General features: G+C 72.6%; 19 protein-coding genes. 9 read left to right on the forward strand and 10 right to left on the reverse strand.

Annotation, left to right across the window (positions count from 1 at the left end; translation table 11 throughout):
• Positions 1 to 21: 21 nt before the first annotated feature.
• Both O7621_RS15895 and O7621_RS15900 read left to right on the forward strand, forming a co-directional pair.
• Positions 22 to 270 (forward strand): DUF5522 domain-containing protein, encoded by a 249-nt coding sequence (locus tag O7621_RS15895; protein ID WP_282229997.1) that lies wholly within the window; start codon positions 22 to 24, stop codon positions 268 to 270.
• 124 nt (positions 271 to 394) lie between these two features.
• On the forward strand, positions 395 to 1,006 hold the full coding sequence (locus tag O7621_RS15900) for a hypothetical protein (RefSeq protein ID WP_282229998.1): 612 nt from the start codon (positions 395 to 397) through the stop codon (positions 1,004 to 1,006).
• Between the two features lie 76 nt (positions 1,007 to 1,082).
• Here O7621_RS15900 and O7621_RS15905 read toward each other — a convergent pair whose 3' ends face one another.
• The gene (locus O7621_RS15905; RefSeq protein ID WP_282234611.1) at positions 1,083 to 1,814 is read right to left on the reverse strand and encodes a metal-dependent transcriptional regulator; all 732 of its coding nucleotides are present in this window, start codon (positions 1,812 to 1,814) and stop codon (positions 1,083 to 1,085) included.
• A gap of 98 nt (positions 1,815 to 1,912) precedes the next feature.
• On the opposite strand from O7621_RS15905, the gene O7621_RS15910 reads away from it, so the two are divergent.
• The 3 genes from O7621_RS15910 to O7621_RS15920 are packed head-to-tail and all read left to right on the forward strand — an operon-like array spanning position 1,913 to position 6,613.
• Positions 1,913 to 2,770 carry a sulfurtransferase gene (locus O7621_RS15910; protein ID WP_282229999.1) on the forward strand — a complete coding sequence of 286 codons (858 nt, stop codon included), beginning with the start codon at positions 1,913 to 1,915 and terminating at the stop codon, positions 2,768 to 2,770.
• A 55-nt stretch (positions 2,771 to 2,825) separates the two neighbouring features.
• Positions 2,826 to 4,064 carry an acetoin utilization protein AcuC gene (locus O7621_RS15915; RefSeq protein WP_282230000.1) on the forward strand — a complete coding sequence of 413 codons (1,239 nt, stop codon included), beginning with the start codon at positions 2,826 to 2,828 and terminating at the stop codon, positions 4,062 to 4,064.
• 2 nt (positions 4,065 to 4,066) lie between these two features.
• Entirely contained in the window at positions 4,067 to 6,613 is a 2,547-nt protein-coding gene (locus O7621_RS15920) for a bifunctional GNAT family N-acetyltransferase/acetate--CoA ligase family protein (protein WP_282230001.1), read from the forward strand.
• Positions 6,614 to 6,745: 132 nt separating this feature from the next.
• Here the strand turns inward: O7621_RS15920 and sigB are convergent, their stop codons facing one another.
• From sigB to O7621_RS15935, 3 genes are all read right to left on the reverse strand, one after another.
• Positions 6,746 to 7,723, reverse strand: coding sequence for an RNA polymerase sigma factor SigB (sigB, locus tag O7621_RS15925; protein WP_282234612.1), 978 nt, complete (start codon positions 7,721 to 7,723; stop codon positions 6,746 to 6,748).
• 195 nt (positions 7,724 to 7,918) lie between these two features.
• Positions 7,919 to 8,365, reverse strand: a complete 447-nt coding sequence (dtd, locus tag O7621_RS15930) for a D-aminoacyl-tRNA deacylase (RefSeq protein ID WP_282230002.1) — start codon at positions 8,363 to 8,365, stop codon at positions 7,919 to 7,921.
• 90 nt (positions 8,366 to 8,455) lie between these two features.
• Positions 8,456 to 9,952: a methyltransferase gene (locus O7621_RS15935; protein ID WP_282230003.1), complete on the reverse strand. Its 1,497-nt coding sequence runs from the start codon at positions 9,950 to 9,952 to the stop codon at positions 8,456 to 8,458.
• Positions 9,953 to 10,051: 99 nt separating this feature from the next.
• On the opposite strand from O7621_RS15935, the gene O7621_RS15940 reads away from it, so the two are divergent.
• Together O7621_RS15940 and O7621_RS15945 are read left to right on the forward strand one after the other, a co-directional pair.
• Positions 10,052 to 10,627 carry an HhH-GPD-type base excision DNA repair protein gene (locus O7621_RS15940; protein WP_282230004.1) on the forward strand — a complete coding sequence of 192 codons (576 nt, stop codon included), beginning with the start codon at positions 10,052 to 10,054 and terminating at the stop codon, positions 10,625 to 10,627.
• A 94-nt stretch (positions 10,628 to 10,721) separates the two neighbouring features.
• A complete protein-coding gene (locus O7621_RS15945) occupies positions 10,722 to 11,084 on the forward strand; it encodes a DUF3099 domain-containing protein (RefSeq protein ID WP_281554068.1) in 363 nt (120 codons plus the stop codon).
• Here the strand turns inward: O7621_RS15945 and O7621_RS15950 are convergent.
• Positions 11,052 to 12,014 carry a carbohydrate kinase family protein gene (locus O7621_RS15950; protein ID WP_282230005.1) on the reverse strand — a complete coding sequence of 321 codons (963 nt, stop codon included), beginning with the start codon at positions 12,012 to 12,014 and terminating at the stop codon, positions 11,052 to 11,054. The two genes, O7621_RS15945 and O7621_RS15950, sit on opposite strands and share 33 nt — an antisense overlap.
• Positions 12,011 to 13,012, reverse strand: a complete 1,002-nt coding sequence (locus O7621_RS15955; protein ID WP_282230006.1) for a pseudouridine-5'-phosphate glycosidase — start codon at positions 13,010 to 13,012, stop codon at positions 12,011 to 12,013. The genes O7621_RS15950 and O7621_RS15955 overlap by 4 nt, the downstream gene beginning before the upstream one ends.
• A 90-nt stretch (positions 13,013 to 13,102) precedes the next feature.
• Between O7621_RS15955 and O7621_RS15960 the strand changes: the two genes are divergently transcribed.
• Both O7621_RS15960 and O7621_RS15965 read left to right on the forward strand, forming a co-directional pair.
• Entirely contained in the window at positions 13,103 to 13,327 is a 225-nt protein-coding gene (locus O7621_RS15960) for a DUF3039 domain-containing protein (RefSeq protein ID WP_123600724.1), read from the forward strand.
• A gap of 163 nt (positions 13,328 to 13,490) precedes the next feature.
• Positions 13,491 to 15,203 (forward strand): DEAD/DEAH box helicase family protein, encoded by a 1,713-nt coding sequence (locus tag O7621_RS15965; RefSeq protein ID WP_282234613.1) that lies wholly within the window; start codon positions 13,491 to 13,493, stop codon positions 15,201 to 15,203.
• Between the two features lie 15 nt (positions 15,204 to 15,218).
• On the opposite strand, the gene O7621_RS15970 is transcribed toward O7621_RS15965, so the two are convergent.
• The 4 genes from O7621_RS15970 to O7621_RS15985 all read right to left on the reverse strand — a co-directional run bounded on the left by O7621_RS15970 (position 15,219) and on the right by O7621_RS15985 (position 18,434).
• The gene (locus O7621_RS15970; protein ID WP_282230007.1) at positions 15,219 to 15,722 is read right to left on the reverse strand and encodes an SRPBCC family protein; all 504 of its coding nucleotides are present in this window, start codon (positions 15,720 to 15,722) and stop codon (positions 15,219 to 15,221) included.
• Positions 15,719 to 16,105: a metalloregulator ArsR/SmtB family transcription factor gene (locus O7621_RS15975; protein WP_282230008.1), complete on the reverse strand. Its 387-nt coding sequence runs from the start codon at positions 16,103 to 16,105 to the stop codon at positions 15,719 to 15,721. The genes O7621_RS15970 and O7621_RS15975 overlap by 4 nt, the downstream gene beginning before the upstream one ends.
• Before the next feature lie 167 nt (positions 16,106 to 16,272).
• Positions 16,273 to 16,503 carry a hypothetical protein gene (locus O7621_RS15980; protein ID WP_123604458.1) on the reverse strand — a complete coding sequence of 77 codons (231 nt, stop codon included), beginning with the start codon at positions 16,501 to 16,503 and terminating at the stop codon, positions 16,273 to 16,275.
• A gap of 242 nt (positions 16,504 to 16,745) precedes the next feature.
• Positions 16,746 to 18,434 (reverse strand): RNA polymerase sigma factor, encoded by a 1,689-nt coding sequence (locus O7621_RS15985; RefSeq protein ID WP_282230009.1) that lies wholly within the window; start codon positions 18,432 to 18,434, stop codon positions 16,746 to 16,748.
• Positions 18,435 to 18,513: the final 79 nt, after the last annotated feature.

Raw genomic sequence — 18,513 nt, forward strand, 5'->3', positions numbered from 1 at the left:
GGCCTGCGTAAGGTCACCGGCATGGCACGGCAGCGGGGGCGGCGTCTGCCGCTGGCGGACCGCCCGCTCACCGAACCGCATCCGGCGCGGCTGCCGGCCGACCACCCGCACCGGGCGGCGGTGCTGGCCGCGCACGCGGCGGCGCTCGACGCCGGCGAGGCCGGCTACCTGGACCCGGGCACCGGGCTGTTCGTGCTGACCGCGGCGTTCCTTGCCCACCGGGGTACCTGCTGTGACCAGGGTTGCCGGCACTGCCCGTATCTGGGGTGATTCCGGGGATTTCCTACGCGGCGCGGTCGGTGCGGGTGGCGGGCTTTCGCGGCGGCGGCGGAACCCGTACGGTGTGCGACGAACAATCCGCCTTTTTCGGCCGGCCTGACCGTGGGAGGTCACTGTGGGCGTTCGGTTGCGCCTGTCCGGCGCCGGGCTGATCCTGCTGCTGTTCGCCGCCGGCTGCTCCGACCGGGCGGTGGCCACCGAGAACCCCGCCCCGGACGACCCGGTCCAGGCCAGTCCGTCGCCGAGCCCGGTTGAGCCGTACCCGGAGGTGCCCCGTCCGCCGGCCGCCGAGTCCGGTGGGGCATGCCGGGTGTTCGACTTCGACGTGGTCGAGCAGACCGTCGGGTTCCGGTTCGAGGTGGCGGCGGCCAACAAGCACGACAAGACGCAGTCGTGTGTGCTGCGGCCGGCCGAGGAGCCACTGCCCGACCTGATGGTCTCCATCTCGGACACCAAGGCGAGCGCGTCGGTCTTCGCCGACGACGTCGCCCCGGTCGGTGCCAAGGAGATCAAGGATCTCGGCAAGGCCGCCTACTGGATTCCGGTCAAGCCGGACCCGGACACTGGGTACGGGGCGGCGCTGGAGGTCAACTGGATCACCGGGGACCCGAAGCTGATCAGCCTGCGCTGGACGTTCGCCCCCGGTGACGACGAACTGTCCGCCGTGGAGCTGGCGCCCAAGATGGTCGAGCTGGCCCGGGTGGTGCACGACAACCGCAAGAAGTGACCGGCCGGCCCTGCCGGGGCACCGCCGGCCGGGTCGCGTCCAGGGCGGTCGCGCCGACCGGCGGAGCGCCGGTGACTCAGGCGGCCGCGCCGGCCAGCGACCGTCCGTGGTCGGCGGCCGCGACGAACACCCGGGACGCGACCTCGCGCGGCAGGTGGATCTTGTCGCCGGACCGGTCGATGGTCACCCCGTCGCGTTCCTGCGCGACGGTGACCGTCGCCCCCGGGTCCACCCCGGCGGCGTGCAACTGGCGGAGCACGTCGGCGTTGGTCTGCACGCTCTCGCAGATCCGACGGACCACGACCGTGCCGGTCAGGCCGGGGAACGCCAGGTTGCGCTCGGTGTCCGGGCTGATGTCCGGATTCGCCAGCTCCGCCGGTCCGTCACCCAGCGCTTCCAGGCCGGGGATCGGGTTGCCGTACGGCGACCGGGTCGGCCGGTTGAGCAGGTCGTAGACCTTCTTCTCGACCGCGTCGCTCATCACGTGCTCCCAACGGCAGGCCTCCTCGTGGGCCTCCTCGTAGGGCATGCCGATGACGTTGACCAGCAGCAGCTCGGCGAGCCGGTGCTTGCGCATCACCGAGACCGCTTGGGCCCGGCCCAGCTCGGTGAGTCGCAGGTTACGGTCGTCCTCGATGGTGAGCAGCCCGTCGCGCTCCATCCGGGCGACCGTCTGGCTGACGGTGGGGCCGCTCTGGTGCAGCCGCTCGGCGATCCTGGCACGCAGCGGTGGCACCGACTCTTCCTCGAGCTCAAGTATGGTGCGCAGATACATCTCTGTGGTATCGACAAGATCATTCACGGTCAGCTGCCCTCCAGTGTTCAATCCTACCTTGCAGCACCGATAACCAGCCGGAACGGACGATCGGCAAGGGACAGGCGTAGCCCCGCATGGTGTTGACTGGGATGGTGTTCGATACCGCAGACCCTACCGTCGCCGTCACCGGGCTCGCCGCCGCGCTGGCCGGTGGGCGACCGCCGACCCTGCTGGACGTGCGCTGGCGGCTCGTCGGCCCGCCGGGCCGCGACGACTACGTCGCAGCCCACCTGCCCGGCGCGGTCTTCGTCGACCTGGACGCCGACCTGTGCGGCACACCGGGCGCCGGCGGCCGGCACCCGCTGCCCGACCCGGCACCGCTGCAGCGGACGTTGCGCCGGGCCGGGGTGCGCACCGGGTGGCCGGTCGTCGTCTACGACGGTGGCGACGGTCTCGCCGCCGCCCGCGCCTGGTGGACGCTGCGCTGGGCCGGGCACCGGCCGACCTGGGTGCTCGACGGCGGCTACCCCGCCTGGCTGGCAGCCGGCCGACCGGTTACCGCCGACGTGCCGGCACCGCCGCCCGGTAACGTGACCGTACGCCCGGGAGGTATGCCGGTGCTCGACGCCGCCGCCGCCGGCCGGCTACCCCGGCAGGGTGGGCTGCTGATCGACGTCCGCGCCGACGCCCGGTACCGGGGCGAGCATGAGCCGGTCGACCCGGTGGCCGGGCACATCCCCGGCGCGGTCAACCTGCCGACCACGCTGCACCTCGACGACGCCGGGCTGCTGCGTGACGCCGGGACGCTGCGGGACCGGTTCACCGGTGCCGGACTGCGCCCGCAGGCCCCGGTCGGGGCGTACTGCGGGTCGGGGGTGACCGCCGCGCACACGGTGCTCGCCCTGCACCGCGTCGGCCGCACCGACGCGGCACTGTATCCCGGATCGTGGAGCGAGTGGATCACCGACCCGGCCCGACCGGTCGCCACCGGCGCGGACCCCGGCTGACCCGGTCTGCTGCCGGCCGGGCACGGGGTCGGCAGGTGCGTGCGACGATGGCCAGATGTCGGACGGGACGAGTCAGCTGCCGGACGGGACGAACCAGACACGGGCGGCGGGCGGTACCGACGCGACGCTGGTGGTCTGGGACGAACACCTGCTGGCGTACGACCTCGGTGACCATCCGCTGGACCCGGTACGGGTCGAGCTGACCATCGCGTTGGCCCGCGAGTACGGCCTGCTGGACCGCCCCGGGGTGCGGCTGCTCGCCCCGGAGCCGGCCGACGACGTGGCGCTCACCCGGGTGCACCGGGCCGACTACCTCGACGCCGTCCGGGTCGCCCACGACGATCCGTTCTTTTCCGGGTACGGCCTCGGCACCCCGGACAATCCGACGTTCGCCGGGATGCACGACGCCAGCGCGCTGGTAGCCGGCGCCACGATGGCCGCCGCCGAGGCGGTCTGGCGCGGCGACGTACGGCGGGCGGTCAACGTCTCCGGCGGGCTGCACCACGCGATGCCCGGTCGGGCCGCCGGGTTCTGCGTCTACAACGACCCGGCGGTGGCGATCGCCCGGCTGCTCGACCTCGGTGCCGAACGGATCGCGTACGTCGACATCGACGTGCACCACGGCGACGGGGTGCAGGAGATGTTCTACGACGACCCGCAGGTGCTCACCGTCAGCCTGCACGAGACGCCGCTGGCGCTGTTCCCCGGCACCGGTTTCCCCGACGAGGTGGGTGGCCCCGGGGCGCAGGGCAGCGCGGTGAACGTCGCGTTGCCGTCCGGCACCGCCGACCGGGGCTGGCTGCGCGCGTTCCACGCCGTGGTGCCGTCGCTGCTGCGCGCCTTCCGGCCGCAGCTGCTCGTCACCCAGTGCGGGGCGGACGCGCACCGGCTCGACCCGCTGGCCGACCTGGGGCTGAGCGTCGATGGCCAGCGGGCCGCGTACCTGGCGCTGCGGGCCCTCGCCGACGAGCACTGCGGTGGCCGCTGGGTCGCCACCGGCGGCGGCGGGTACGCCCTGGTCGAGGTGGTGCCCCGGGCCTGGACCCATCTGCTGGCGATCGCCACCGGCGCGCCGATCGACCCGGCCACGCTGACCCCGTCCCGGTGGCGGGAGATGGCCGCCGCCCGCTGCCCGGGCCGACAGGTCCCGCTGCGGATGACCGACGGGGCCGACCTGGACTTTCAGCCGTGGCAGCCGGCCGGTGACCCGGACCCGGTCGACCGGGCGATCATGGCGACCCGCCGGGCGGTCTTCCCCCTGCACGGACTCGATCCGCACGACCCCCGGGACTGACCATGGACCGATCGGCTGACGTGCTGCTGCGCGACGGCACCACCGTCCATCTGCGGCAGATCCGCCCGGACGACGCCGACGCGATCGTCGCGATGCACGCCCGGTTCTCCGACCGCACCCGCTACCTGCGGTACTTCTCCCCGTACCCGCGGATTCCCGACCGCGACCTGGCGCGCTTCGTCAACGTCGACCACCACGACCGGGAGGCGTTCGTGGTGGTCTCCGGTGACCGGATCTTCGCGGTCGGCCGCTACGACCGGATGGGCCCGGGCTCGCCCGAAGCCGAGGTCGCCTTCGTCGTCGAGGACGCCCACCAGGGCCGGGGCGTCGGTTCGGTGCTGTTGGAACATCTCGCCGCCGCCGCCCGATCCGAAGGCGTCACCTCGTTCGTCGCCGAGGTGCTGCCGGTCAACGCGCCGATGCTGCGGGTCTTCGCCGACGCCGGCTTCCAGGTCCGCCGCCGGTACGCCGACGGCGTGGTCCACCTGAGCTTTCCGATCGCCCCGACGGAGGCGTCCCTGCAGGTGCAGTGGAGCCGGGAACACAGCGCCGAGGCCCGGTCGATCGCCCGGCTGCTGACCCCACGGGGAGTCGCCGTCTACGGTGCCAGCGCCACCGGCCAGGGGATCGGCGCGGCCGTCCTCGGTCACCTGCGCGACGGCGGGTTCACCGGGGACGTGGTCCCGGTGCATCCGGCGGTGGACCGCATCGGCGGGCTGCCCGCCCACCGTCGGGCGGCCGACGCCGGCCACCCGGTCGACCTGGCGGTCGTCGCGGTGGCGCCGGACGCGGTGCCGGCCGTGGTCGCCGACGCCGCCGCCGCCGGCGCCCACGGCGTCGTGGTCATCTCGGCCGGGTTCGCCGAGTCCGGCCCGGCCGGCGCCGCCGCCCAGCGGGAACTGATCCGTACGGCGCACGTGGCCGGGCTGCGGGTGGTCGGACCGAACTGTCTCGGCGTGGCCAACACCGACCCTCGGATCCGGCTCAATGCGACGCTGGCGCCGCAGCTTCCGCCGGCCGGCCGGGTCGGCTTCTTCAGCCAGTCCGGTGCGTTCGGCGTGGCGTTACTCGCCGAGGCGGACCGCCGTGGGCTCGGGTTGTCGACGTTCGTGTCGGCCGGCAACCGGGCCGACGTCTCCGGCAACGACCTGCTGCAGTACTGGCAGGACGACCCCGGCACCGACGTGATCCTGCTGTACCTGGAGACGTTCGGCAATCCCCGCAAGTTCGCCCGGCTGACCCGCCGGATCGGGCGCACCAAGCCGGTGGTGGCGTTGGCCTCCGGCGCCGGCCCGGCGGCACCCGTCGAGCAGGGCCCGGACGCCGCCGCGGTGACCCGGCTGTTCGCCCGGTCCGGGGTGATCCGGGTCGACACGGTCGCGGAGATGTTCGACGTCGGTACCCTGCTGGCCAACCAGCCGCTGCCGGTCGGCCGGCGGGTGGCCGTGGTCGGCAACTCGTCGGCGTTGACCATGCTAGCCGCGGCGGCCTGCCGGGCACAGCGGCTCGCCGTGGCGGCCGACTACCCGCGTACCGTCGCGCCCGAAGCCGGCGCGCACGAGTTCGCCGACGCGCTCGCCGATGCCGCCGTCGATGCCGCCGTGGACGCCCTGGTGGTGGTGTTCGCACCGCCGCTGCCCAACCAGTTGGCGGACGAGGACGCCGACTTCACCTCGGCGTTGGCCAGCGTCGCACTCGCCGGCGACAAGCCGACGGTCGCGACACTGCTGGTCGGCCAGCCGCCGGCCGGGGTGCCGACCTACCCGTCAGTGGAGGAGTCGGTCCGGGCGCTGGCCCGGGTCGCCGACTACGCCGACTGGCTGCGCGAGCCGCCCGGTACGGTGCCGGACCTGGCCGGGATCGACCCGGCTGCGGCCGGTGCCGCGCTGACCGTCGACCCGGTCGACCCGGTCGGGCTGCTCGCCGGGTACGGCATCGAGGTGGTCGACTCGATCCCGGCCGCCTCGGTCGACCAGGCGGCGGCCGCCGCGCGGCGGCTGGGCCTGCCGGTCGTGCTCAAGGCCGCCGCGGACGGACTGCGACACCGGTTGGACCTCGGCGCGGTACGACTCGATCTGGCCAGCGTGGACGCGGTGCAACGGGCGTACCGTGACGTCGCGGCCCAGTTCGGCGCGCAGGTGCTGATCCAACGGATGGTGTCACCCGGCGTTGCCTGCGTGGTCGAGTCGACCACCGACCCCACCTTCGGCCCGGTGGTCGGTTTCGGGCTGGGCGGCGTAGCGACCGATCTGCTGGGTGACCGGGCCTGGCGGGCCGCGCCGCTGACCGACCGGGACGCGGCCGGGCTGGTCGACGAACCCCGGGCGGCACCGCTGCTGTCCGGCTATCGGGGAGCCAGCCCGGTGGACCGGGCTGCCCTGGTCGATCTGCTGCTGCGGGTGGGGCGGCTCGCCGACGAGCAGCCGCAGGTCCACCGGTTACGGCTCAACCCGGTGCTGGCCCGGCCGGACGGGCTGGCGGTACTGCACGCCAGCGTCGTGGTCGGTCCGCCGGACGCCCGCCCGGACACCGGCCCGCGCCGGTTGTGACCGCACCAGACGGCTGCCGGCGGTGACCGTATCTAACGGCCGCGCCGGCGGTGACCGTCTTGACGTCGCGCGGCCGGTCGGAGCCACTGCTCCGACCGGCCGCCGCCCCCGATGCGCCGGCTGTCCCCCCGGTCAGCCGGCGTACGTCTCCAGCCGCTGCGCCCGCGACGGATGCCGCAGCTTGAGCAGCGTGACCTTCTCGATCTGTCGGATCCGCTCCCGGGACAGGCCGAACTCCCGGCCCACCTCGTCGAGGGTGCGCTGCCGGCCGTCGTCCAGCCCGAACCGCAGCCGGATCACCGCCTGCTCCCGCTGGGACAGGGTGGACAGGACGATCTCCACCTCGTTGCGCAGCTTGCCCTCGGACGCGGATTCCCCGCCCTGTTCGCGCGGGTCGACAGCGGCGACGAAGTCGCCGAGGGCGCTCTCGCCGTCCTCGCCGACGGTCTGGTCCAAGCTGACCGGCTCCCGGTCGTAGGAGATGAGCTCGATCACCTGGAACTCGGGCACCGACATGGCGGCGGCGATCTCGCCGATCGTCGGCTCCCGCCCCAGCGTCGCCGACAGGTCACGGCGGGCCCGGACCATCCGGTTGACCTGCTCGACCATGTGCACCGGGATCCGGATGGTGCGGGCCTGGTCGGCCATGGCACGGGTGATGGCCTGGCGGATCCACCAGGTGGCGTAGGTGGAGAACTTGTAGCCCTTGGCGTAGTCGAACTTCTCGACGGCCCGGATCAGGCCGAGGTTGCCCTCCTGGATCAGGTCGAGGAAGGCCATCCCCCGACCGGTGTACCGCTTCGCGATGCTGACCACCAGCCGCAGGTTCGCCTCCAGCAGGTGGTCCTTGGCGGCGCGGCCCTCGGCGGCGACGACGGCCAGGTCGGCGCGCAGCTGCGCGGACAGCCGGTCGGGCCCGGCGAGCTTCTCCTCGGCGAACAGCCCGGCCTCGATCCGCTTGGCCAGCAGCACCTCCTGGACGGCGGTGAGCAACTTGGTGCGTCCGATCCCGTTCAGGTATGCGCGGACCAGATCGGCCGAAGCGCCGCGGTCGTCGGTGGCGTCAAGGTCGTGCTGACCGTCGGTGGTGACCTGGACGGTGGTGTCGATGTCGTCTTCGATGGTACGCGTGACCACTCTCAGTCGCCTCCCCGCGTCGACAAGTGGTAAGCCAGCAGCGGAGTGCCGCTGGTGACAACCAGCTTGCCGGGTAGGGCGTGAAGTCACGGTTAGCCGGGGGCCAGGTGGCATGAATTCGGGACCTGACCGTTGCCGCACACCGCATGGCGGTTGCTGACAGTGACGTTACAGTTCCAGAAGGATGGTCTGCGGTCCGATGTTGACGCTTTCCACCTGCATGTGCGTCCGGAACCGTCCGGTGCGTACCGTCGCGCCGCGCGCGGCCAGCGCCTCGACCACTGCCGTCACCAGCGGCTCGGCCAGTTCCGCCGGGGCGGCGGCGGACCAGCTCGGCCGTCGCCCCCGGCGCACGTCGCCGTACAGGGTGAACTGGCTGACCACCAGGATCGGCGCGGCCAGCTGCGCGGCGGAACGCTCGGCGGAGTCCTCGCCGGCCGGATCCGGCGGGAAGATCCGCAGCTCGTAGACCTTGCGGGCCAGCTCGGCGGCGGTCGTGACCGTGTCGGTGTGGGTCACCCCGAGCAGCACCAGCAGACCGGGGCCGATCGCCGCGACCACTTCGCCGTCGACCGTCACCGAGGCCCGACCGACCGTCTGCACCACCGCCCGCATACCGGCCAGCCTGCCACACCGGCCGGTTGTCAGCCGGCCGCGTCAGCCCGCCGCGTCAGCCGGCTGGTCAGCCGGTCACACCGCCGCCGGTCACCCCGGCAGCAGGATGCCGCGTTCGACCAGCCGGGCCAGGACCGGCACGGCGGCCTCGGCAAGCTCGTGCTCGGGCACGTCGTGCGCGAGTGCCAGCAGCGACAACTGCTCGCGCATCGGCAACCGGCCGTCGCACCCGCCGACCACCGCCAGCACCAGCGGATCGATCTCCTCGGTCCAGCGCAGCCCATCGGTCAACGTGACGGTCTGCCGGTCGACCGCCCAGCCGTCGTCGCCGATGCCGGCCTCCTGCTGCAGCCGCAGCCCGTCGGCAGCCCGGTAGCGGGCGTCGAGCAGACCGGCGGCGTCACGGGCGCGCAGCCAGTCCTGCCGGGTGAACCACTCGTCGACCCGGTCGCCCAGCGGCGGTGCCACCTGCTGGCGCAGCTCCTCGACCCGGACCACCGGGTCGGCGTGTCCGCTGCGGCGCAGGGTGACCAGGCCGAAGCCGACCGCCTCGACCTTCTGCGCGTCGAACCAGTCGAGCCAGGCGGCGGCCCGGTGCGCGTCCGGGCCCTCGCTGGCGTCGGCCAGCCAGAGATTGACGTAGGAGACCGGGTCGGCCACCTCCCGCTGGATCACCCAGCCGTCCAGCCCGGTGCCGGCCAGCCAGCCCGCAACCCGTTCGATCCAGTCCTCCCCGGCGACGTGCATCCAGTTCGCCAGGTAGTGCATCGTACCGCCGTCGGTGAGCAGATCCGGGGCGGCGGCCGCGAGCTCGGCACAGATTCCGTCGCCGATCCGGCCCGAGTCACGGTAGGTGTGGGTGGCGGTGCCCGGCCCCACCACGAACGGCGGGTTGCTGACCACGAGGTCGAACCGGCGACCGGCGACCGGCGCGGTCAGGTCACCGTGCAGCAGCTCCCACCGTTGGCCGTTGAGCGCGGCGGTGGTGGCGGCGAACCGCAGCGCCCGGGCCGACAGGTCGGTCGCGGTGACGCGGTCGGCGTGGCCGGCCAGGTGCAGCGCCTGTACGCCGCAGCCGGTGCCGAGATCCAGCGCCGTGCCGACCGGCCGCCGGTGCACCGCACCGGCCAGGGTGGTCGACGAGCCCCCGATGCCGAGGACGTGATCGGCGGCGAGTGGCTGGCCCGCCCGCAGGTGCGACGGCACGTCCGAGATCACCCACCAGGCGTCGCCGTACGGTTCCAGGTCGACGCCCTGCCGCAGCCCGGGTCCGTCCGGTGACTGCTCCACCAGTCCGGCGGCGAGCGCGTCGGCCAGCGACAGCGGCGCCAGTGCGGCGGCGACCGTGTCGGCCGGCTCGGTCTGGGCGCAGACGAACAGGCGGATCAGGGTGGCGAGCGGATCACTGTCGGCGGTGCGCCGCAGCGCTTCCCGGTGGTCGTTGCGGGCCACGGCGGAGGTGGCCTGCGGCCCCAGCCGTTCGGCGATCCCGGTCGAGGTGAACCGGGCCGCGGTCAGTGCGGTCCGCAACTGGTCGATCCCGGCCGCGTCGAGCAGCGCGGGATAGTCGGTCGTGTCGTCGGTCACGTTGTCATCCTGCCCGGTCGCCTGACTAATCCTGGCCCATCCTGCCCGGCGGGGCGGGTCGTCGCCGGGCGATCTGCTCCGATCCGGCAGGATACGCGGATGAGCCTTTCGCTGCCCATCGACGCGGACGCCAACGAGTTGCTGCGGCGCAGCCCACTGGCGCTGGTCGTCGCGATGGTCCTGGATCAGCAGGTGCCGCTGGAGCGCGCCTTCTCCGCGCCGTACGACCTGGGTCTGCGGCTGGGGCACCAGCCGGACGCCCGCGAACTCGCCGAGTACGACCCCGAGGAGCTGATCGCGGTCTTCGCCCAGCGGCCGGCGCTGCACCGGTTCCCGAAGGCAATGGCCGCCCGGGTGCAGCAGGTCTGCCGGATCGTCGTCGACCGGTACGACAACGACCCGGCCCGGATCTGGACCGACGCCCCGGACGGGGCGACCGCGTTGGCCCGGATCAGCGAGCTGCCCGGCTTCGGCAAGCAGAAGGCGCAGATCTTCCTGGCGCTGCTCGGCAAACGGTACGGCGTACAGCCGGCGGGCTGGCGGGAGGCTGCCGGCGAGTTCGGCCGGGACGGGGTGCACGTCTCGGTGGCCGACATCGTCGACGAGGACTCCCTGGTCCGGGTACGCGAACACAAGCAGCAGATGAAGGCGGCGGCGAAGGCGGCCAAGGGCTGAGCAGCCGCGTCTCGCCGGTCACGTCCGCAGCTGGGCGTTCGGCGACGTGCGCCGGCAGGTGCGACGATGGCGGTACGCGACACGAGGAGGCACGGTGCGACGGACCGCTGGGCAACCGACCGTGATCACCGACGCCGAACCGAGCCCGGGAGACCAACTGCGCGGCCGGCAGCGTCGGTACGTGCTGATGATGTCGATCCGGGGCATCTGTCTGATCGTCGGCGCGGTCCTGGTGACCAGCGAGGCGCCGCTGCTCTGGCTGTGGCTGCCGATCTGCGCGGTCGGTATGATCCTGGTGCCGTGGCTGGCCGTGCTGCTTGCCAACGACCGGCCGCCGAAGGACCGGCACCGGATGCGCAACCAGCGGCGCCAACCCACTCCACGGGGCGGCCCGGCGCAGGTCGGCGCGGTGCCGACCACGCCGTCACCGGCCCGCGTCATCGACGTCGAGCCCTGACCCGACGCGGCGAACCGGCCGGGCACCGACCACCCCGACCGCCGTCGCGCCCGCCCGCCCGCCGGCGGCCAGCGCGGTCACCGGGTCATCGCCGGCTAGCCAGGCGGCGAGTAGCCCTGCGGCGAAGGCGTCACCGGCGCCGGTCGGGTCGACCACCGGCACGGTCGCAGCCGCCGCCGACACCACCGTCGCCGGCTCGTGCCAGACGGCTCCGTCGGAGCCCCGCTTGACCACCAGCCGCCGGACCGGCGCCGGGGTCGGCAGTCCGTCGGCCAGCCCCAGGGCCGTGGCCTCGTCGAGGTTGGCCAGCAGCAGGTCGGTCCCGCGTACCCAGTCGAGGAACCTCGCCGGTCCGGCGGCCAGCAGCGGAGCCGCCGACGCCGCGTCGACGCTGGTCGACATGCCGCGCGACCGGGCGGCCACCAGCGCGTGGCGGCCCGCCTCCCGGCTGCCCGGGTGCAGCAGTGGGTAGCCGGACAGGTGCAGGTGTGTCGTGTCGGGAAACAGCGCCACGGCGTCGTCGACGTCACCGGCCCGCAGCGACAGGTTGGCACCTCGGTCGGCGACCATCGACCGCTGCTCACCGTGGGCCAGCACGATCACCGTGCCGGTTGCCGTGCCCGGGCAGCGCCGTACCGCCAGGTCGACCCCGGCTGCGGCCAGCTCGGCCAGCCGGATGTCCCCGAGGTCGTCGTCGCCCGCCGCCGCCACCAACGTCACCGGTACGCCCTGCGCGGCCAGCCAGGCCGCGGTGTTGGCGGCCTGGCCGCCGCCGGTGAACCGGATCCCGCCCGCCGTGTCCGTGCCGGCCGCCAACGGAGCGGTGAGCACGGCCACCACGTCGGTGACCAGGTCGCCGACGACCAGGACCCGGCCGGGGCGCGGCCGACCAGTGGCCGGGCCGTCGCCGGTCAGCCTGCGGCCGGTCACTCCGCCGTGCCGGTCGGCTCTGCGGTGCCGGCGAACTCCGCCGCGTGGGCGGCCTCCGCCTCCGCCACCGCCACGGCGATCCGCCCGGCGAGCTCGGCGTTGCGCAGGATGATCCGGATGTTCACCGCCAGGCTGGCGCCCGCGGTGGCCGAGTGGAAGTGCGCCAGTAGGAACGGGGTGACCTCCTTGCCGGTGACGCCCGCCTCGGCCATCCGGGCCAGCCCGGTGGCCAGGGTGGTGTCGTGCAGGCCCGGATCCAGTTGCTCCTGCGGCGGCAGTGGATTCGCCACCACCAGCGCGCCCCCGCCGAAGCCGTGCCGGCGCCGGGCGCGGATCACCTCGGCGACGTGCTCCGGTGAGTCGAGCGACCAGTGCAGGTCGTGGCCGCTGTCGGTGACGAAGAAGCCGGGGAACCGCCGGCTGCGGTAGCCGGCGACCGCCACGCCGAGGGTCTCCAGCCGCTCCAGGGTGGCCGCCACGTCCAGGATCGATTTCACCCCGGCGCAGACCACGGTGATCGGCGTACCGGCCAGGGTGACCAGGTCTGCCGACTCGTCGAAGGTCTGCGCCGCCTCCCGGTGCACCCCGCCGAGCCCGCCGGTGGCGAACACGCCGATCCCGGCCGCCGCCGCTACCACGCTGGTGGCGGCGACCGTCGTCGCCCCGTCCACGCCGCTCGCCGCAGCCAGCGCCAGGTCCCGGGCGGAGAGCTTGGCGACGGTGTCGGAGCCGGCCAGCCGGGTGAGCTCGGCGTCGTCCAGCCCGACCACCAGCCGCCCGCCGAGCATGCCGATGGTGGCCGGCACCGCGCCGGTGGCCCGTACCGCGGCCTCGATCTCGCGGGCGACCCGCAGATTGTCGGGTCGGGGCAGGCCGTGTGCGATGATGGTGCTTTCCAGGGCGACGATGGCCCGCCCGTCCCGGCGGGCGTCGGCCACCTCGGCGCCGTACTGGATGTCGTAGTGCAACGGCCCGGTGCGGCCTGCGGATTCTGCCATGATCACCACGGTACGGGGCGGGGGTCGCGCCGGACGTTGGACCCGTACGCCACAAACTGCCAAACTCTCAGCCTGGAGGTGGGAGACGACGTGACTACCGAGGTTCTTGAGCGTCCCGAGGTCAAGGATGCCGACGCCGACAACGGCCCGGAGATGTTCCACTACGTCCGCAAGGACAAGATCGCCGAGAGCGCCGTCATGGGCACCTTCGTGATCGCACTGTGCGGCGAACGCTTCCCGGTGACCCGTACGCCGAAACCCGGATCACCCGTCTGTCCCCGGTGCAAGGAGATCTACGAGTCGATGACCGGCTGAGCCGGACTCCGATCGGCCTTCGCGTCCACCGGCCGCGAGGGCCTTTTCGTGGCCGTCGACCGCACTTCCGGTCACGGCCGCCGGACGAGCGGGTAGACGGTTCCGTGATCGCCGGCTGGTCCGGACCCGATCACGGGGGAAAGGGGTTCGCGTGCCGACCACCATGCCGACGGTCGACACGTTCCCGGCGCTGCGCGGTTGGCAGCGCCGGGCACTGGTGGAGTATCTGCGCCGGCGCAGCGAGGACTTCCTCGCCGTCGCCACGCCGGGTGCCGGTAAGACCACGTTCGCGCTGCGGATCGCGGCCGAGTTGCTGGCCGACGGCACCGTCGATGCGGTCACCGTGGTCGCACCGACCGAGCACCTGAAGACCCAGTGGGCGGCGGCGGCCGGCCGGGTCGGCATTCAGCTCGACGCCGCGTTCCGCAACGCCGACCTGCACTCGGCCGCCGACTTTCACGGCGCGGTGGTCACCTATGCCCAGGTCGGGATGGCTCCCCAGGTGCATCGGCGGCGCACGATGACCCGGCGGACGCTGGTCATCCTCGACGAGATTCACCACGCCGGTGATTCCCGGTCCTGGGGCGACGGAGTCAAGGCCGCGTTCGAGCCGGCCGTCCGCCGGCTGATGCTCACCGGTACGCCGTTCCGCTCGGACGACAACCCGATCCCGTTCGTGCGTTACGAAGCGGGCGGCGACGGCCTGCCGAGGTCCCGGGCGGACAGCATCTACGGCTACTCCGACGCGCTACGCGACGGGGTGGTCCGGCCGGTGCTGTTCCTGGCCTATTCGGGGGAGACCCGGTGGCGGACCAGCGCCGGGGACGAACTCGCCGCCCGGCTGGGCGAGCCGATGACCCAGGACCTCATCGCCCAGGCCTGGCGGACCGCGCTGGATCCGGCTGGCGACTGGATGCCGGCGGTGCTGCGCGCGGCCGACGCCCGGCTCACCTTCCTGCGAGACGGCGGCATGTCCGACGCCGGTGGTCTGGTCATCGCCAGCGATCAGGCGGCGGCCCGCTCGTACGCCCGCCTGCTGGAGCGACTGACCGGGGAGAAGGCTGCGGTGGTGCTCTCCGACGACGCCGGCGCGTCGGCCCGGATCGCCACGTTCGCCCGGTCCGAGCAGCGCTGGATGGTGGCGGTCCGGATGGTCTCCGAAGGGGTGGACATCCCCCGGCTGGCTGTTGGCGTGTACGCGACCAGCGCCTCGACGCCGCTGTACTTCGCCCAGGCGATCGGCCGGTTCGTCCGGGCCCGCCGGCCGGGGGAGTCGGCGACGGTGTTCCTGCCGAGCGTCCCGCACCTGCTCGGGCTGGCCAGTGAGATGGAGGCCGAGCGGGACCATGTGATCGGGGCGGCCAAGAAACGGGAGGGCTTCGACGACGACCTGCTGGAGCGTGCCCAGCGCAACGAGCAGGCCAGCGGGGAGTTGGAGAAGCGGTTCGAGGCGTTGTCGGCCACCGCCGAGCTGGACCAGGTGATCTTCGACGGCGCCTCGTTCGGCACCGGGGCCCAGGCCGGCACCCTCGAGGAGGAGGAGTACCTCGGCCTGCCCGGCCTGCTCACCCCCGATCAGGTCACGGTGCTGCTGAACCGTAGGCAGGCCGAGCAGGTCGCGGCGCAGCGGCGGGCCCGGTCGACGGAGCAACCGGTACCTGCCGTCCGGCCGGCGGAACGGCCACCGACCGCCGGGGAGCGGCGGATCACCCTGCGCCGTCAGCTGAACGCCCTGGTCGCCGCGCACCACCATCGCACCGGGCTGCCGCACGGCAAGATCCACGCCGAGTTGCGGCGGCGGTGCGGCGGTCCGCCGAGCGCGCAGGCCACCATCGAGCAGCTGGAGGAGCGGATCGCGATGGTGCAGACGCTGTGACCGGGCAGGTGCCGGTCAGCCGGTCAGCAGCAGGTGATCGAGCTTCTCGTACCCCTCGCGGACGCCGTGCTCCATCCCGCTGGCCAGCATCTGGTCGCGGGCGACCAGGTTCTCGACCAGCGACAGTACGGTGACCCGGGTGCCGCCGTGCGGCAGGTCCTCGAAGGTGGCGGTGTCCAGGCTGACCCCGTCGGGCACCCCGTCGTAGGTGAAGGTCTGCACCAGCCGGTCGTCGGGGCGTACCTCGTGGAAGGAGCCGTAGAATCCGGCGATCTGTTCGCCGTCGCGCCAGTTCGTGTAGCGGTAGCTGCCGCCGGTGCGGCCGTCCCAGTGTTCGATCCGCAGTTCCAGGTCCTTCGGGCCGAGCCACTGGGTGACCAGGTCGGGGTCGATCCAGGCGCGGAACACCCGGGCCCGGGGCGCGGCGAAGTCGCGGATGATCCGGATCCAGGGCAGGTCGGGGTGCGCCTCGATGCGGGTACGGGCGGTCGGGTCGTCGGTTGTGGTCGTGGCTCTCACGCTGCTCCTTGCTGTTCGGGGTCGATCCCGTGGGTGCTGTGCCGGTCGGTGGTCGGCTGGTCGTCGTCCAGCGCGGCCAGTACGGCGTCCAGCCGGCTGAACCGCTCCTCCGCGCGTTGGCGGTACCGGTCGAGCCACCGGGACACCAGGTCGAAGACCTCGGCTTCCAGGTGGCAGGGCCGCCGCTGGGCGTCCTGGCTGCGACTGACCAGGCCGGCGTCCTCAAGCACCTTGATGTGCCGGGAGACCGCCTGCACGGAGATGTCGTAGGGCGCGGCCAGTTGGTTGACGGTGGCGTCGCCGTCGGTCAGCCGGGTGACGATGTCCCGGCGGGTCGGATCGGCCAGCGCCGCGAACACCAGTGACAACCGGTCCTCGCTCACCGGCACCTCCCTCTTGTTCAACCTTTTGGTTGAACAAGAGGTTATGCTGATCCCAGGCAGCTTCGCAACAACTTGGTTGAATAAGCAGCTGGGCGCGGTCGAAAAGGGCTGGGCCCCACCATCCGGTGGGGCCCAGCCGTCGTCGCTGTCCAGGTGGTCTCGTCGTGTCAGTTGGCCATCAGATCGGCGCCACGCCAAGTGAACTCAGGGTCGGCCTTGAACTGCACCGCGATCTTGACGAGATCGTCGGCGTACTTGTTGGCGTGGTGTCCGCAGAACACCAACTCGCTGCCGCCCGCCAGGGTCACCCGTAGTTTGCCGGCCGCGTTGCACCGGTCGCACCGTTCATCGGCGCCTAGGGCATCCACCGTCTCCGGAGGCGTGAGAGTCGGGGTCATCGCCTTCCTCCTCTGGTCGTCACCGATGAACACACTCTTCGGTCTGTCACCCATCGTCCAACACCGGCGGGGGTCCCCGCCTTCCCGATGTGCCCCCGGGGGACCGGGCTCACACCTGGTAGGCACAGTGTGCCGTGAACCAAGGGTGCCACGTCAACGATCACCGCCGGGTAACGTCGTGATGACCTGGGCTTGATAGACACCAAGTGACCAAAGTTACACATTGGGTTGTCCTGAATCGGTCAGTCCAAGTAGTCCCGGAGCACCTGTGAACGTGACGGGTGTCGCAACTTGGACATCGTCTTGGACTCGATCTGGCGGATCCGTTCCCGGGTGACCCCGTAGACCTGTCCGATCTCGTCCAGCGTCCGCGGCTGCCCGTCGGTGAGACCGAACCGCAACCTGACCACCCCGGCCTCGCGTTCCGACAGGGTCTGCAGCACCTGCTGCAGCTGGTCCTGCAGCAACGAGAAGGAGACCGCGTCCACCGCCACCACGGCTTCGGAGTCCTCGATGAAGTCACCGAGCTGGCTGTCGCCCTCGTCGCCGATGGTCTGGTCCAGCGAGATGGGCTCCCGGGCGTACTGCTGAATCTCCAGCACCTTCTCCGGTGTGATGTCCATCTCCTTGGCCAGCTCCTCCGGCGTGGGCTCACGGCCCAGGTCCTGCAGCAGCTCGCGTTGGATACGACCCAGCTTGTTGATCACCTCGACCATGTGCACCGGGATGCGGATGGTGCGGGCCTGGTCGGCCATGGCACGGGTGATGGCCTGGCGGATCCACCAGGTGGCGTAGGTGGAGAACTTGTAGCCCTTGGTGTAGTCGAACTTCTCGACGGCCCGGATCAGGCCGAGGTTGCCCTCCTGGATCAGGTCGAGGAAGGCCATCCCCCGACCGGTGTACCGCTTGGCCAGCGAGACCACCAGCCGCAGGTTCGCCTCCAGCAGGTGGTTCTTGGCCCGCTCCCCGTCCCGGGAGATCCAGCCCAGGTCCCGGGTCAGCTGGGTGGGCATCTTCTGGTCGCTCTCGTCGGCGGCCCGCAGCCGCTCCGCCGCGTACAGCCCGGCCTCGATCCGCTTGGCCAGCTCGACTTCCTGCTCGGCGTTGAGCAGCGGCACCTTGCCGATCTGCTTCAGGTACGCCCGGACCGAGTCGGCCGAGGCGGTCAGCTCGGCGTCCCGGCGGGCCTGCTTGAGCGCCTCGGACTCCTCGTCGTCCCACTCGAAGTCGTTGTCCCGGGTGGCGTCGGCCTCGGCAGCCTGGGCGAGCTCGGCCGGCTCCTCCACCACGACGTCCTCGATCTCTGCCGCCAGTGTCTCCGGATCGATCTCCTCGTCCGGCGTGTCCGGTTTGCTGCCGTCCTTTGCGGTGGCCTTGCCCGCCTTGGCCGGGGCCTTGCCGGCCGGCGTGGCACCGGCGGCCTTGGCCGGGGCGGCACCACCGGCTGCCTTGGCGGCCCGGGTCCGGGTGCCCTTCGGCGCGGGCTTCGCGGCTGGCTTGGCGGCCGGCTCCTCGGCCGGGGTGCCGTTCTGCGCCGCGGCCGGCACCGCAGCCGTGGTGGCCTTGCGGGTGGTGGCCTTCTTCGCCGGTACGGCCACGGCCGGGGCCGGCTCGTCGGGACCCGGCGCCTGTTTCGGGGCGGTCGGGGCCCGACGGGTGGTCTTGGCCGTGGTGGCCTTGGACGCCGGGGTGGCGGACCGGGCCGCGGCGACCCGGCGCCGAGTGCTGGCCGAGCCGTCCACCACGACCGTGACGCCGGCGTCGGCGAGCGCGCGGAGAATCTTCTTGGCTTGGGCCGGAGTCACTTCGGCGGACTCAACCGTCCGTGCGACCTCGGCCGACGTTAGCTGACCACCGGCCTGTTCGGCATGGGCGATCAGGGTGTCGGTTAGCGAGCGTACGTCGGCGCCGGTGTGGCGGAGTTCTGTCACGAATGACCTTCCGGAGGCGATGAACGAGCACGGCCGGACCGGCCACCGCAGCGCGGAGCGACGTGCCGGTTGTGATTGT

Source organism: Solwaraspora sp. WMMD937 (assembly GCF_029581175.1).
Lineage (GTDB): Bacteria > Actinomycetota > Actinomycetes > Mycobacteriales > Micromonosporaceae > Micromonospora_E.

What these genes read in the sequence shown, in the direction of transcription:
- O7621_RS15895 (WP_282229997.1), top strand. Translation starts at nt 22, where the DNA reads ATGGCACGGCAGCGGGGGCGGCGTCTGCCGCTGGCGGACCGCCCGCTC.
- O7621_RS15910 (WP_282229999.1), top strand. Translation starts at nt 1,913, where the DNA reads ATGGTGTTCGATACCGCAGACCCTACCGTCGCCGTCACCGGGCTCGCC.
- O7621_RS15915 (WP_282230000.1), top strand. Translation starts at nt 2,826, where the DNA reads ATGTCGGACGGGACGAGTCAGCTGCCGGACGGGACGAACCAGACACGG.
- O7621_RS15920 (WP_282230001.1), top strand. Translation starts at nt 4,067, where the DNA reads ATGGACCGATCGGCTGACGTGCTGCTGCGCGACGGCACCACCGTCCAT.
- dtd (WP_282230002.1), bottom strand. Translation starts at nt 8,365, where the DNA reads ATGCGGGCGGTGGTGCAGACGGTCGGTCGGGCCTCGGTGACGGTCGAC.
- O7621_RS15940 (WP_282230004.1), top strand. Translation starts at nt 10,052, where the DNA reads ATGAGCCTTTCGCTGCCCATCGACGCGGACGCCAACGAGTTGCTGCGG.
- O7621_RS15955 (WP_282230006.1), bottom strand. Translation starts at nt 13,012, where the DNA reads ATGGCAGAATCCGCAGGCCGCACCGGGCCGTTGCACTACGACATCCAG.
- O7621_RS15965 (WP_282234613.1), top strand. Translation starts at nt 13,491, where the DNA reads ATGCCGACGGTCGACACGTTCCCGGCGCTGCGCGGTTGGCAGCGCCGG.
- O7621_RS15980 (WP_123604458.1), bottom strand. Translation starts at nt 16,503, where the DNA reads ATGACCCCGACTCTCACGCCTCCGGAGACGGTGGATGCCCTAGGCGCC.